At 59.3% G+C, this 275-nt stretch carries 1 other RNA gene; it reads right to left on the bottom strand.

Annotated elements, in window-relative coordinates:
• Positions 1-275: a transfer-messenger RNA gene (gene ssrA / locus IE222_RS27060) on the bottom strand; the annotation flags it as partial.

The raw sequence follows: 275 nt of genomic DNA on the forward strand, positions 1-275 counted from the left end.
AGTCCGCTTCGATTTTCTCGGCCCCGGAGATCACGCGGACAAGTCTCCGACGGGCCCAGTCACTGTTTGGTTTCCCTCTTCACCCCGTGACCGGGATCAAGGTTTAGTCCCCTAGCTGATGCCAGGATCCGGGTCGGGAACAGCCCCGGGCTGACACTCCCTTAGTAGGAGGCTCGCTTCGCTACCTGAGATCAGGCAGCGAGGGCGAAGGCCTGCTGGGAGGAATCGCGCTTGGTGTTGGCGATTATTTTTTCGGCCTGTGGTTTACGAGATCA

The organism is Neobacillus kokaensis, from assembly GCF_014656545.1.
GTDB lineage: Bacteria > Bacillota > Bacilli > Bacillales > Cytobacillaceae > Neobacillus > Neobacillus kokaensis.